The 13,197-nt window shown below is 60.7% G+C and carries 13 protein-coding genes and 2 tRNA genes; all 15 read left to right on the top strand.

From position 1 onward, the window contains the following. Positions 1–36 precede the first annotated feature (36 nt). The gene (locus GSQ90_RS24785; protein ID WP_158817644.1) at positions 37–672 is read left to right on the top strand and encodes an ATP-dependent Clp protease proteolytic subunit; all 636 of its coding nucleotides are present in this window, start codon (positions 37–39) and stop codon (positions 670–672) included. 310 nt (positions 673–982) lie between these two features. Further along, complete coding sequence (gene clpX, locus GSQ90_RS24780; RefSeq protein ID WP_158817643.1) at positions 983–2,236, top strand: ATP-dependent Clp protease ATP-binding subunit ClpX; 1,254 nt, start codon at positions 983–985, stop codon at positions 2,234–2,236. A 353-nt stretch (positions 2,237–2,589) separates the two neighbouring features. Beyond that, a complete protein-coding gene (gene lon, locus GSQ90_RS24775) occupies positions 2,590–5,010 on the top strand; it encodes an endopeptidase La (protein ID WP_158817642.1) in 2,421 nt (806 codons plus the stop codon). 62 nt (positions 5,011–5,072) lie between these two features. Further along, positions 5,073–5,585 carry an HU family DNA-binding protein gene (locus GSQ90_RS24770; RefSeq protein WP_371418442.1) on the top strand — a complete coding sequence of 171 codons (513 nt, stop codon included), beginning with the start codon at positions 5,073–5,075 and terminating at the stop codon, positions 5,583–5,585. A 192-nt stretch (positions 5,586–5,777) separates the two neighbouring features. After that, positions 5,778–5,853, top strand: a tRNA-Val gene (locus GSQ90_RS24765). A 17-nt stretch (positions 5,854–5,870) separates the two neighbouring features. Beyond that, on the top strand, positions 5,871–6,566 hold the full coding sequence (locus GSQ90_RS24760; protein ID WP_158817640.1) for a hypothetical protein: 696 nt from the start codon (positions 5,871–5,873) through the stop codon (positions 6,564–6,566). A 66-nt stretch (positions 6,567–6,632) separates the two neighbouring features. Continuing rightward, a tRNA-Asp gene (locus GSQ90_RS24755) sits at positions 6,633–6,709 on the top strand. Between the two features lie 225 nt (positions 6,710–6,934). Next, entirely contained in the window at positions 6,935–7,300 is a 366-nt protein-coding gene (locus tag GSQ90_RS24750) for an NADH-quinone oxidoreductase subunit A (protein WP_158817639.1), read from the top strand. After that, positions 7,270–7,881, top strand: coding sequence for an NADH-quinone oxidoreductase subunit B family protein (locus GSQ90_RS24745; protein ID WP_158817638.1), 612 nt, complete (start codon positions 7,270–7,272; stop codon positions 7,879–7,881). Before GSQ90_RS24750 ends, GSQ90_RS24745 begins: the two co-directional genes overlap by 31 nt. 57 nt (positions 7,882–7,938) lie before the next feature. Then, a complete protein-coding gene (locus GSQ90_RS24740) occupies positions 7,939–8,538 on the top strand; it encodes an NADH-quinone oxidoreductase subunit C (RefSeq protein WP_158817637.1) in 600 nt (199 codons plus the stop codon). An 18-nt stretch (positions 8,539–8,556) separates the two neighbouring features. Further along, positions 8,557–8,931 (top strand): four helix bundle protein, encoded by a 375-nt coding sequence (locus tag GSQ90_RS24735; protein WP_158817636.1) that lies wholly within the window; start codon positions 8,557–8,559, stop codon positions 8,929–8,931. A gap of 90 nt (positions 8,932–9,021) precedes the next feature. After that, a complete protein-coding gene (locus GSQ90_RS24730; protein WP_158817635.1) occupies positions 9,022–10,212 on the top strand; it encodes an NADH-quinone oxidoreductase subunit D in 1,191 nt (396 codons plus the stop codon). A gap of 97 nt (positions 10,213–10,309) precedes the next feature. Then, positions 10,310–11,386: an NADH-quinone oxidoreductase subunit NuoE gene (nuoE, locus tag GSQ90_RS24725; RefSeq protein ID WP_158817634.1), complete on the top strand. Its 1,077-nt coding sequence runs from the start codon at positions 10,310–10,312 to the stop codon at positions 11,384–11,386. Beyond that, complete coding sequence (gene nuoF, locus GSQ90_RS24720; RefSeq protein WP_158817633.1) at positions 11,373–12,677, top strand: NADH-quinone oxidoreductase subunit NuoF; 1,305 nt, start codon at positions 11,373–11,375, stop codon at positions 12,675–12,677. Before nuoE ends, nuoF begins: the two co-directional genes overlap by 14 nt. A gap of 68 nt (positions 12,678–12,745) precedes the next feature. Then, the gene (locus GSQ90_RS24715; RefSeq protein WP_158817632.1) at positions 12,746–13,153 is read left to right on the top strand and encodes a hypothetical protein; all 408 of its coding nucleotides are present in this window, start codon (positions 12,746–12,748) and stop codon (positions 13,151–13,153) included. Positions 13,154–13,197: the final 44 nt, after the last annotated feature.

The raw sequence follows: 13,197 nt of genomic DNA, 5'->3' as shown, positions 1-13,197 counted from the left end.
GGCGGCGACGCCTGATTCCCCCTGAAAGCGAGATCCATGCGCGACCTGGTCGATTACTATACCAACAATCTGGTGCCGATCGTCATTGAGCAATCGGCTCGCGGCGAACGGTCGTTCGATATTTTCTCACGCCTGCTGCGCGAGCGGATCATCTTCATGGTCGGGCCGGTCGACGACGGTTCTGCCTCGCTGGTTGTCGCGCAATTGCTGTTTCTCGAAGCGGACAATCCCAAGAAGGAGATCGCGCTCTATATCAATTCGCCGGGCGGCGTCGTCACCTCGGGCCTGTCGATCTACGACACGATGCAATTCATTCGCCCGAAGGTGTCGACGATGTGCATCGGCCAGGCGGCGTCGATGGGCTCGCTCTTGCTATGCGCCGGCGAGAAAGGCATGCGTTATTCCTTGCCCAACGCCCGAATCATGGTCCACCAGCCCTCGGGCGGCTTCCAGGGACAGGCGTCCGACATCCAGCGCCATGCCGAGGACATCCTCAAAATCAAGCGCCGGCTGAATGAAATCTATGTCAATCACACCGGGCGCGATTACGACACGATCGACAAGACCCTGGATCGCGATCATTTTATGTCGGCGGAGGAAGCCAAGTCCTTTGGCATCGTCGATCAGGTCGTGACGAAGCGGTCCGACGAAGTTGAAGAGGCTAAAACTTAGCCTTAATCAATAGATTAGATACAGGTCTTTGAGTGTTGCATTAAGTGTTCTGCGTCGGGCGTTCGTGTGGTTTGCGCCACTGTTGCGCCCGGCGTTGAGAACCGGCGCGGCGCTGTTGCGGCGCAGCACTTGATTTGCTTGTGCTTATCGTGGTTGCATCCTTATTCGCGCCATGCGTCGCGGAGAGAATAAGCGCCGACATCGTCGCGGGAAGAACTCGATCGCTACGCTTTGTTAGGATGCTGCATTTAAATTGTCATATTGGGCGTCCGCTGAACCGTAAGACATAAGCGGAGGTATGGAGAAGAAAATGGCCAAGGCCGAAGGCGACGCCAAGAACACACTCTATTGCTCATTCTGCGGCAAGAGCCAGCATGAGGTGCGCAAGCTCATCGCCGGGCCGACGGTGTTCATCTGCGACGAATGCGTCGAACTATGCATGGACATCATCCGCGAGGAGAGCAAGACCTCCCTCGTCAAGAGCAAGGACGGCATCCCGACGCCGCGCGAGATCTGCAAGGTGCTCGACGACTATGTCATCGGCCAGCCGCAAGCCAAGCGGGTGCTTTCGGTCGCGGTCCACAACCATTACAAGCGCCTCAATCACGCCACCAAGCACAGCGATGTGGAGCTGGCCAAGTCGAACATCCTGCTGATCGGTCCGACTGGTTCGGGCAAGACTTTGCTCGCGCAGACGCTGGCGCGCATCCTCGACGTGCCCTTCACGATGGCCGATGCGACGACGCTCACGGAAGCGGGCTATGTCGGCGAGGATGTCGAGAACATCATTCTCAAACTGCTGCAGGCGTCCGACTATAATGTCGAGCGCGCGCAACGCGGCATTGTCTATATCGACGAAATCGACAAGATCAGCCGCAAGTCCGACAATCCGTCGATCACACGCGACGTATCGGGCGAGGGCGTCCAGCAGGCCCTATTGAAAATCATGGAAGGCACGGTCGCCAGCGTTCCCCCGCAGGGCGGACGCAAGCATCCGCAGCAGGAATTCCTGCAGGTCGACACCACCAATATTCTGTTCATCTGCGGCGGCGCCTTCGCAGGGTTGGAGCGCATCATTTCGGCGCGCGGCAAAGGCACGTCGATCGGCTTTAGCGCCAAGGTGCAATCGCCCGACGATCGGCGCACCGGCGAGGTTTTCCGGCATGTCGAGCCTGAAGATCTGCTCAAGTTCGGTCTGATTCCCGAGTTCGTCGGCCGCTTGCCGGTGATCGCCACGCTCGAGGATCTCGACGAAGAGGCGCTCAAGAAGATTCTGACCGAGCCGAAAAACGCTTTGGTCAAACAATATCAGCGGCTGTTCGAAATGGAGAACACCGATTTGACGTTCCAGGACGAGGCGCTGAACGTCGTCGCCAAAAAGGCGATCGAACGGCGCACCGGCGCGCGCGGCCTGCGCTCGATCATGGAGGGCATCCTGCTCGACACCATGTTTGACCTGCCGGGCCTCGACAGCGTCGAGCAGGTGGTGATCGGCCCCGAAGTGGTCGATGGCAAGGCGCGTCCGCTCTACATCTATTCCGAACGCGCCGAAAAAGCCGGCTAAACCGGCCCAAAACCCAAGAGATGGCGCTTCCGCTCTTTCATGCGACGCAGGTTCTGCACAGGAACCTGCGTCGTATTCGTTTGAACCGCCTTAATCCTGAGGACACGCTCGGGAGAGTCCTTGAAACGCTAGCCGTCCACCGCCATCTTGGTGAGGATCGTTTTGGCGTAATTTCTTGCGTTGATTCGATTAAGCGTTGAGTCGCGTGAGGCCTGAGCGCATGATTGCAGGAGGGGACGCGAGCGACGGTCAAGCCTAAGGCTCTTCGGAGGTTGGGATCGACCGGTTCATTGACGCTTCAAGCCCGAGATGGGAGCTGCCCATGCCCGGGTCGTCACGAAACAGGAACTTCCATGACCAGCAATCGCAAGCCTATCGCACCCGGCTTTGTCGACGTTTACCCGGTTCTGCCGCTCCGCGATATCGTTGTATTTCCCCACATGATCGTGCCGCTCTTCGTTGGCCGCGAAAAGTCGATCCGCGCGCTTGAAGAGGTGATGAAGGCTGACAAGCCGATCTTGCTCGCCACGCAGATGAATGCGGCGGACGATGATCCGGCGACCGACGCCATCTTCACGACCGGCACGCTCGCCACCGTTCTGCAATTGCTCAAGCTGCCCGACGGCACCGTCAAGGTGCTGGTCGAGGGCGCTTCGCGCGCTCATGTGCAGGAATATCTGCCGACCGAAGGCTATTTCGAAGCGAGAGCTGAGGCGATCGGCGACGAGGCGCTCGACAAGGTCGAAGCGGAGGCGTTGTCGCGCTCCGTCGTTTCGGAATTCGAGAGCTACGTCAAACTCAACAAGAAGATTTCGCCCGAGGTCGTCGCGGCCGTCGGCCAGATCAACGATTACGGCAAGCTCGCCGATACGATCGCTTCGCATCTGGCGGTCAAGCTCGCCGACAAGCAGGCCATTCTCGAAATCAATTCCGTCGCCAAGCGCTTCGAGAAATGTCTCGCCTTGATGGAGAGCGAAATCTCGGTGCTGCAGGTTGAGAAGCGCATCCGCACGCGCGTCAAGCGCCAGATGGAGAAGACGCAGCGCGAATATTACCTCAACGAGCAGATGAAGGCGATCCAGAAGGAGCTGGGCGACGAGGACGGCAAGGACGAAATGTCCGAGCTCGAAGCGCGCATCAAGAAGACCAAGCTCTCTAAGGAGGCGCGCGACAAGGCGACCGGCGAGCTCAAGAAGCTGCGCCAGATGTCGCCGATGTCGGCTGAGGCTACCGTCGTGCGCAATTATCTCGACTGGCTGTTGTCGATCCCGTGGCAGAAGCGCACCAAGGTCAAGAAGGATCTCGGCGCGGCTCAAACGATCCTCGACGCCGATCATTTCGGCCTCGATAAGGTCAAGGAGCGCATCGTCGAATATCTCGCCGTGCAGCAGCGCGCCAACAAGCTGACGGGGCCGATTCTCTGCCTCGTGGGGCCTCCCGGCGTCGGCAAGACTTCGCTCGGCAAGTCCATCGCCAAGGCGACGGGACGCGAATTCGTACGCATGTCGCTCGGCGGCGTGCGCGACGAAGCGGAGATCCGCGGCCATCGGCGCACCTATATCGGTTCGATGCCCGGCAAGGTCATCCAGTCGATGCGTAAGGCCAAGTCGTCAAATCCGCTGTTCCTGCTCGATGAGATCGACAAGATGGGTATGGATTTCCGCGGCGATCCGTCCTCGGCTTTGCTCGAAGTGCTGGACCCCGAGCAGAACTCGACCTTCAACGACCATTATCTCGAAGTCGACTTCGACCTCTCGCATGTGATGTTCGTCACCACGGCCAATACGCTGAACATCCCGCCGGCCCTGATGGACCGGATGGAGATCATCCGCATTGCCGGATACACCGAAGACGAGAAGGTCGAGATCGCCAAGAAGCATCTCCTTCCCAACGCGACGACCAAGCATGGCCTCGACGCGAAGGAATGGGTCGTCGAGGACAGCGCGTTGCTGGAACTGGTGCGTCGCTATACGCGCGAAGCCGGCGTGCGCAGCCTTGAGCGCGAAATATCCAACCTTGCGCGCAAGGCGGTCAAGGAACTGCTGACGACCAAGAAGAAGAAGATCGTCGTCTCGGGCGCCAATGTTTCCGAATTTCTCGGCGTGCCGAAATATCGTTACGGCGAGATTGAAAGCGACGATCAGGTCGGTCTGGTCACAGGCTTGGCCTGGACGGAAGTTGGCGGCGAATTGCTGACGATCGAAGGCGTGATGATGCCCGGCAAGGGGCGCATGACGGTGACCGGCAATCTGAAGGACGTGATGAAAGAGTCGATTTCGGCGGCTGCTTCCTACGTGCGTTCGCGCGCGGTGGATTTTGGCATCGAACCGCCTCTGTTCGACCGGCGCGACATCCACGTCCACGTTCCCGAAGGCGCGACCCCCAAGGATGGGCCGTCGGCGGGCGTGGGCATGGCGACGGTCATCGTCTCGATGCTGACGGGCATACCGGTGCGTCACGATATCGCCATGACCGGCGAAGTCACGTTGCGCGGCCGCGTTCTGCCGATCGGCGGCCTCAAGGAGAAGCTGCTCGCCGCGCTGCGCGGCGGCATCAAGAAAGTCCTGATTCCTGAGGACAACGCCAAGGATCTCGCCGAGATCCCCGATTCCGTGAAGAACGGCCTGGAAATTGTGCCGGTGTCGCGGATGGAGGAAGTGCTGAAGCATGCTTTGGTGCGCCAGCCTCGCGCGATTGTCTGGGAAGAGGACGTGAAAGCCGCGACAAAGGCGCGCGCAGGCGATGAGGACATCGCTGGAGTCGTCGCGCACTAAAGGAGGCGCAGGAGCCTTCTTCCGGTCAAATTATCCAGTGCTGGGCCGCAAATCTTCCGGGTTTGCGGCCCTTTTTGCGATGCGGCGATGCAAAACGCGCGGAAAACTTATCTTTTTTGACGAGTCTTGGTCGGTATCCCTTGCGTTTGCGCGAGATTTTGAGGAGCTATGGAGCGTATCCAGGCGTCGATTCGCGCGAAGCACGGTTTGCAGGCTGCGAGGACGACGAGAGGAACGCGTCAGGCGTCGCGCACCACGTCAGGTCAAAAAGGAGAGGCCAAATGAATAAACTTGAACTCGTCGAACATGTCGCCAAAGAAGCCGAATTGTCCAAGGCGAGCGCGGCAGCCGCTCTCGACGCCATTCTGGACGGCATCGGCAAATCGCTGAAGAAGGGCGACGAAGTGCGCCTTGTGGGATTTGGCACATTTTCCGTTCGCGAGCGCGCCGCCGGCAAAGGGCGCAATCCCGCTACCGGTAAGGAAATCAAGATTCCCGCCTCGAAGAACGCCCGTTTCAAAGCTGGCGCCGCTCTCAAGGCCAGTCTCAACAAAGCCAAACCGGCGAAGAAATAATCCCCAAATGAATTAGTCGCCGATGGCGGCCGGCTGGCCGCCGATTCAGCGCTTGATTTGCATAAGAAATTGGGCGGCCCTGGCGGCCGCCCTCTTTTTGCCCGGACATTGGCGATATTGATCGGGCGATATTGCTTGCGCGGCCCTCGCGCCTGTATAGGCTTTCGCGTCGCGCGGAACGGATTTGCGCCAGGGCGGTTAGCTCAGTTGGTAGAGCATCTCGTTTACACCGAGAGGGTCGGCGGTTCGAGCCCGTCACCGCCCACCATTTGGAAGATTGGACGCATGGCGAAGACGCGAAGTCAGGCGATCCTCTTCCTTTTTGCACTGGTTTTTGGCGGCGCGGGGTTCTTCGCCCATTTGGAGCCCGCGACGGCGCAGAGCTCGGCGATGAGTTTCCGTCTGGCCAAACTCGAGGGACGCGCCTGCGGGGCGCGATGTCCGCGCGTCATCGTCGCGGAAGGAATCATCGAGGAGGACACGCCTGAGGCGTTCGTCGATTTCCTGAAATCGGTCGCCGACGCGCCCAACTTGCGCGACGTCATCGTCCTCAATTCGCCCGGCGGGCGCGTCGTGGCTTCGATGCGCCTGGGCGCGGCGCTGCGCAAGCTGCGGGCTGCCGTCGTCGTCGCGCGTTTTGACAAGGACGACGATCTCGATTTCCCGAGCGCCGGCCAATGCATGTCCGCCTGCGTTTATGCGCTGATGGGCGGCGCCAGGCGGATTGTGCCGCCTCAGAGCCGGCTCGGAATCCACCGGATGTCGAGCAAGGACAATAGCGCCAGTCTGGGCCGCCTGTTTGCGGCCGCCACGCCGTCCTACGCCTCTCCTGACATGGTTGACGCTTTGGCCGGCTATGCCGCCCAGATGGGCGTCAGCCCGACGGTCATCCGTGTGGCCGAGCGCATTCCGCCAGAGGAAATCCACATTGTGAGCCCCGCCGAATTGCGACGCTGGCGGTTGGCCTCGCCAAAGTTTTAAGGGAAAGCGGACCTCGTCACGCTTGACTTAGAAGGGGGCGTGCCCTATCCGGCACTCCTCCCATACGGGGGTGTAGCTCAGTTGGTTAGAGCGCCGGCCTGTCACGCCGGAGGTCGCGGGTTCGAGTCCCGTCACTCTCGCCATTCTTCCCCTGAAATCTTGAACCCATCTCCCGCACGCGGTCCAGGCCGCGCGGCATCTCAATCACGTGAGATTTCGCCGCAGAAGCGCCTTTCGTCTTGCATGGTTCGCTGCGCTGCGATACGCCTTCGCCATCAACGATTTCTGGCTTGAGGTTATAATCATTTCAAGCTGCCGCAGGCGGGGCCCGCGCTCCGCTCCCGCCAACCGAACGCCTCGGAGACCGCATGCCGAGTCTCATATCGGACTACCTGCCGCTCGTTGTTTTTATCGCCATAGCGGCGGTCATTGGCGGCGTCTTGCTCGTCGCGCCATTCATCGTGGCCTATAAGAAGCCGGATCCTGAAAAAGTCTCGGCCTATGAGTGCGGTTTCAACCCGTTCGACGATGCGCGCATGAAATTCGACGTGCGCTTCTATCTCGTCTCCCTGCTGTTCATCATTTTCGATCTTGAAATCGCGTTTCTGTTTCCGTGGGCGCTGGCTTTTCATGACATCGGCGCCTTCGGATTCTGGTCGATGATTCTGTTCCTTGGCGTCCTGACCATCGGCTTCGTCTACGAATGGAACAAGGGAGCGCTGGAATGGGATTGATCGCCAATCCGCTTGTTCCGTCGACGGCTGTCGCGCCGGCCCCGCGCGGGATCATCGATCCGGCCACCGGCAAGCCGATCGGCGCCGACGATCCCTATTTCGGCGCATTGAACGATCAACTCGCCGACAAGGGTTTCATCGTTACGACGACGGACGACCTTATCCAATGGGCGCGCACCGGTTCGCTGATGTGGATGACCTTCGGGCTTGCCTGCTGCGCCGTCGAAATGATGCAGCTCTCGATGCCGCGCTATGATGTCGAGAGATTCGGTTTCGCGCCCCGCGCGAGCCCGCGCCAGTCCGACGTGATGATCGTGGCGGGCACGCTGACGAACAAAATGGCGCCGGCCCTGCGCAAGGTCTACGACCAGATGCCGGAGCCGCGCTACGTCATCTCGATGGGCTCCTGCGCCAATGGCGGCGGCTATTATCATTATTCCTACGCGGTGGTGCGCGGCTGCGACCGCATCGTGCCGGTGGATATCTACGTGCCGGGATGCCCGCCGACCGCCGAGGCGCTGCTCTATGGCGTGCTGATGCTGCAGAAGAAAATCCGGCGCACGGGGACGATCGAACGCTGAACGTTTCTCCCACGTGCGGGAGGGGGCGCGGACGACGCGGATTGGGAACGGGGCGAGATGGACGAGGCGTTGAAAACGATCGGCGACAAGATCGCCGCGGCTCTGCCGGGCGCGGTCACGGGCGTTCAATCCGCTTTTGGCGAATTGACGCTTCTGGCTGAGGCCGCGCGCATCATCGAAGTCCTCACTTTCCTGCGCGACGACCCCTCCTGCCAGTTCATCTGCTTCACCGATATTTGCGGCGCCGATTATCCCGAGCGCGAAAAGCGCTTCGACGTTGTCTACCAACTGCTGTCGCCGAAACTGAACCTGCGCGTGCGCGTCAAGATCGAGACCGATGAAGCAACGCCGGTCCCCTCCGCCATCCCGGTTTTTCCAGCCGCCGATTGGTGCGAGCGCGAGACTTACGATCTGTTCGGCGTTCTCTTCGACGGCCATCCCGACCTGCGCCGCATTCTCACCGACTACGGTTTCGAAGGTCATCCGCTACGCAAGGATTTCCCGATGACCGGCTTCGTCGAAGTGCGCTACGACGATGAAGAGAAGCGCGTCGTCTATGAACCGGTGCGCCTCAATCAGGAATTCCGTCAGTTCGATTTCATGAGCCCTTGGGAAGGGGCTCCGTTGCCCGGCGACGAGAAGGCAGGTGGGCATTAGGCAATAGGCAGTGCGGATGTGAGTGAGATCAAGTCTTATCGCGATCTGAAAATTTGGCTGGACGCGATGACGCTTGTAGAAGGTTGCTATTTATTCACCAAGATTTTCCCGAGAGATGAGATGTACGGCTTGACGTCGCAAATTCGTAGAGCTTCGGTTTCCGTGCCGGCGAATATCGCCGAGGGCTATGGTCGCGACAGCACGGGTTCGTACGTCCAATTTCTCAAAGTCGCGCAGGGGTCACTCAAAGAGCTGGAGACCCACTTGATATTGTCGCAGCGCCTAAAACTTGGGAGCTTCGACATTGCCGAACAATTGCTTGGTCAAGCGGACAGGATCGGGCGGATGTTGCGCGCGCTGGTGCGGAGCCTCCAAACCTCGAACGAACGATAAGATGATGGCGAACTTCCAACCCACTGCCTATTGCCTAAGCCCGACTGCCTTTGCGCGGTCCCGCGGAACCGTGCGCCTGGGATGCCGCCCATGAACGAACACAATCTTCGCAACTTCTCGATTAACTTTGGCCCGCAGCATCCGGCCGCGCATGGCGTTCTTCGTCTGGTGCTCGAACTCGACGGCGAAGTTGTCGAGCGCGTCGATCCGCATATCGGCCTTTTGCATCGCGGCACCGAGAAGCTGATGGAGGCGCGGACCTATCTGCAGAACGTGCCCTATTTCGATCGGCTCGATTATGTCGCGCCGATGAACCAGGAGCATGCTTATGCGCTGGCGGTCGAGCGCCTGCTCGGCATCACCGTGCCGCGGCGCGGGCAATTGATCCGCGTGCTGTATTGCGAGATCGGCCGCCTTCTTTCGCATCTGCTCAACGTGACGACGCAGGCGATGGACGTCGGCGCGCTGACCCCGCCGCTATGGGGTTTCGAAGAGCGCGAAAAGCTGATGGTTTTCTACGAGCGCGCCAGCGGATCGCGCATGCATGCGGCCTATTTCCGCCCGGGCGGCGTTCATCAGGATCTTCCCGCCAAGCTTGTCGACGACATCTATGATTTTTGCGATCCGTTTCTGAAGGTCTGCGACGATCTTGAGACCTTGCTGACCGGCAACCGCATCTTCAAGCAGCGCAATGTCGATATCGGCGTCGTTTCGCTTGCCGAATGCTGGGCCTGGGGCTTTTCGGGCGTGATGGTGCGCGGTTCCGGCGCGGCCTGGGATTTGCGCAAATCGCAGCCTTACGAATGCTACGAGGAAATGGATTTCGACATTCCCGTCGGCAAGAATGGCGATTGCTACGATCGCTATCTCATCCGCATGGAGGAGATGCGCCAGTCCGCCAGCATCATGAAGCAATGCTGCGACAAGCTGCGCAGCGCCACGGGCGGCGGCCCGGTCTCATCCGACGAAGGCAAGATCGTGCCGCCCAAGCGCGACAAGATGAAGCGCTCGATGGAAGCTCTGATCCATCATTTCAAGCTCTATACCGAGGGCTATCACGTGCCCGCCGGCGAGGTCTACGCGGCGGTCGAGGCGCCCAAGGGCGAGTTCGGCGTCTATCTCGTGGCCGACGGCACCAACAAGCCGTATCGCTGCAAGATCCGCGCGCCGGGTTTCACCCACCTGTCGGCGATGGACTTCATGTGCAGGAAACATCTGCTGGCCGACGTCTCGGCGATTTTAGGCTCGCTGGATATCGTGTTTGGCGAGGTGGACCGGTGATCGCGGAGCAGGGGAACTCCTCTACCCTCGCCGTCATGGCCGGGCTTGTCCCGGCCATGACGGCTGCCAGAGCGCCATTGCAAAGTTTGAGGGAAGAATGACCGTCCGCCGCCTCGCCGAGATTCAGCCGGCCTCTTTCGCCTTTACGGCGGAGAACGAAGCCTGGGCGCAAAAGGAAATCGCCAAATTTCCGCCGGGCCGGCAGGCGTCGGCGATCCTGCCTTTGCTTTGGCGCGCGCAGGAGCAGAACGCTTATTGGCTGCCCAAAGCGGCGATCGAGACCGTCGCGGCGATGCTCGACATGCCGCCGATGCGCGCGCTCGAAGTGGCGACCTTCTATTCCATGTTCAATCTCTCGCCGGTCGGGCGCCATCACGTCCAGCTCTGCGGCACGACGCCCTGTATGTTGCGTGGCTCCGAGGACCTGAAGAAGGTTTGCGAACAAAAGATCGGCCATCAGAACCATGTCACCGCCGACGGCGCGCTTTCATGGGTCGAGGTTGAGTGTCTGGGCGCCTGTTGCAACGCGCCGATGGTGCAGATCAACAACGATTATTACGAAGACCTCGACCCGCAGAATTTCACGAAACTGCTCGACGATCTGGTCGCAGGGCGGCCGGTGGTCAAGGGATCGCAGACCGGGCGCGTCAGTTCCGAGCCGGTCGGCGGGCTGACGTCGCTGACCTCGCTCTATGGCGTCGACGGGCGCGGCGCGCCACCGGCCCAAGCGTCCGCGCCCGTGGCCGCGGAGCCGATTGCCGCCGATATCGAGGCGCATGCCGCCGCCGAAGAGGCCGATATCAAGGCTAAGCTCGCCACTTTGCCCAAAGACGCGACGCCGGAAATGAAGGCCGATTCCGTCGGCGCGCGGCCTGCAGGTTTGAGCGGCGCCCGCGCCGACAAGGCCGACGACCTCCAGCGCATCAAGGGCATCGGCCCGGTCAATGAGCGGCGGTTGCACGAATTGGGTATCTTCCATTTCGATCAGATCGCGGCCTGGACGCGGCCCGAGATCAGATGGGTTGGGACTTACCTTTCATTCCCGGGTCGCATCGACAGGGAACAATGGGTCAGTCAGGCGGCCTCGCTGGCGGCGGGCGGCCCGGGGTTGAAAACGCATGATTCATCGCCTGTTTCTGGCGTGAAGACAGGGGCGGGCGATGTTGCAGGATAAGGACCGCATCTTCACCAATCTCTATGGCCTTGGCGATTTCGGGCTCGCCGGCGCGCGCGCGCGCGGCGGCTGGGACAACACCAAGGCGCTGATCGACAAGGGGCGCGACTGGGTCATCAACGAGATGAAGGCCTCAGGCCTGCGCGGGCGGGGCGGGGCGGGTTTCCCGACCGGCCTCAAATGGTCGTTCATGCCCAAGGTTCCAGATCCGGCGCGCCCGTCCTATCTCGTCGTCAACGCCGACGAATCGGAGCCGGGCACCTGCAAGGATCGCGAAATCCTGCGCAATGATCCGCATACGCTCGTAGAAGGCTGCCTGATCGCCTCTTTCGCAATGGGCGCCAACGCCTGCTACATCTATGTGCGCGGCGAATATATCCTCGAACGTGAGCGCCTGCAGGCGGCGGTCGATCAGGCCTATGAAGCCAAGCTGATCGGCAAGGACAATATCCACGGCTGGCCGTTCGACCTCTATGTCTATCATGGCGCCGGCGCCTATATCTGCGGCGAAGAGACGGCGCTGCTGGAATCGCTCGAAGGCAAGAAGGGCATGCCGCGGATGAAACCGCCATTCCCGGCCAATATGGGTCTCTATGGCTGCCCGACGACGGTCAATAATGTCGAGTCGATCGCGGTGGCGCCGACGATCTTGCGGCGCGGCGCGGCCTGGTTCGCGGGCTTTGGCAAGCCGAACAATCTCGGCACCAAGCTCTTCTGCGTCTCCGGCCATGTGAATAAGCCGTGCAATGTCGAAGAAGAAATGTCGATCCCGTTCCGCGAATTGATCGAGCGCCATTGCGGCGGCGTGCGCGGCGGCTTCGACAATCTGCTCGCCGTCATTCCCGGCGGCGCCTCGGTGCGCCTGCTGCCGGCCGATCAGATCATCGATTGCCCGATGGATTTCGATTCGCTGAGCAAGCTGCGCTCGGGGCTCGGCACGGCGGCGGTCATCGTGATGGACAAGTCGACCGACATCATCCGCGCGATCGCCAGGCTCTCTTACTTTTACAAGCACGAGAGCTGCGGCCAGTGCACGCCGTGCCGCGAAGGCACCGGCTGGATGTGGCGCGTGATGACGCGCATGGCGGAGGGCAGGGCGCAGAAGAAAGAGATTGACATGCTGCTTGACGTCACCAAGCAGGTCGAGGGCCATACGATCTGCGCTTTGGGGGACGCCGCCGCGTGGCCGATCCAGGGCCTCATCGCCCATTTCCGTCCCGAAATCGAAAAACGCATCGACCAATATGCGGGCAACCCGCATAGCGATCCGGTGCGGATCGCGGCGGAGTAGGGCGATGTTTGCAATCAGTCGCCAGTCGGTGGCTCGCGCGATGCGCGGATCGCGCTTGGAGGTGTCCGATGCCTTGGGCGGCTTGGGTCATGGCGGCGTTGATGACGGCCGTTTGGGTTCCGGTCGTTGGCGAATGGGCAGCCGATGCGATCATGATTCTCACCTCGTTGCCGATCGCTTTCTTGTCGGCGCTCTCTCAAGGGCGATCGCAGTTGCTACCGAACCCGATCATCTCAGGGGGCGAGCTCGAGCCAAGCCACTCGCCGCTCGGCCTATTTGTGATCTATTTGAAGAGCCTCGGCTTCCCCGGCGGAATCTGGTTCGCCATCCTGGTCGTCTTGTTCGCATGGATAACGCGAAGACTGCGCGCGCAGCGAAGCGTTCGCGGTCTCGTCAATGCGTTTATTCTGATCGCCGGTTGGCCGGTTTGTTTTTGGACCGCGATGGCGGCGGAGTTCGTATTGGCGCATCCGTAGCGATCGGCGTTTCCAGCGCCGCGGCGCGTCGAGCGACGCAAGTC

It is taken from the genome of Methylocapsa sp. S129 (assembly GCF_009765995.1).
Taxonomy (GTDB): Bacteria; Pseudomonadota; Alphaproteobacteria; order Rhizobiales; family Beijerinckiaceae; genus Roseiarcus.
The sequence above is the reverse complement of the archived record's forward strand: the minus strand, read 5'-3'. Positions and strand labels throughout refer to the sequence as shown.